Genomic DNA, 650 nt, shown 5'->3' with positions numbered 1-650 from the left:
GGAACGCTGACCCCGGCGGCAAAATTCTGCGCATCCTTTGAGTTTGAGAAGGCGCTGCTGCGCCCGCCGCTGACAAACCAGCTGTCCGCCAGGCCCAGCAGGTTATTCCCCGTCAAACCCGCATTAATCTGTTCGGCACCGGTGTTCTTCAGACCGCTGTTATCGAAGCTGACGGAGGCGCTCAGGGGAAATTCCGGGTTAGCGGTGAGATGAACGATTGACCAGCCCTGTTTAGTACCGGGCAGGATTTCAATTTGTACCGGCGTGGTGCGGGCACGGTTAATCTGCTCCATCCCCTGCTCGATATCACGCAAATTAAGAACGCGCCCTTCCAGACCGGGAAACGTCATTTTCAGTTCGCGCTCGGGCGCATCATCCATCTTAATTTTTTCGAGCCTGCCCTCGAGCACGGCAAGGTGTAATTCACCTGAACGTAAATCCTGCTCCGTCAGAAAGGCGCGGCTGGTGATATAACCCCGGCTGATATACCAGTCGGATACGGTAGCGGTGAGCTGATTAATTCTGCCCATATCCAGGCACTGGCCCTGCCAGGGGGCGAGCAGCTTATGCTGCTGACGTGCATTCATCAGCGTTGCACCGTCAAGGACGATACGATTAATGGTAAAACAGGGGCCTTTTACCGGCTCTGG

The 650-nt window shown here is 55.7% G+C and carries 1 protein-coding gene; it reads right to left on the bottom strand.

Annotation, left to right across the window (positions count from 1 at the left end; all coding sequences use genetic code 11):
- On the bottom strand, nt 1–650 hold a 650-nt coding region (locus tag HYQ67_RS23860; protein WP_202308666.1), incomplete at both ends, for a ShlB/FhaC/HecB family hemolysin secretion/activation protein.

It is taken from the genome of Dryocola clanedunensis subsp. sulfonylureivorans, from assembly GCF_016756775.1.
Classification (GTDB): Bacteria; Pseudomonadota; Gammaproteobacteria; order Enterobacterales; family Enterobacteriaceae; genus Dryocola; species Dryocola clanedunensis.
Note: the sequence above shows the minus strand (reverse complement) of the source record. Positions and strands in the feature narration are given on the sequence as shown.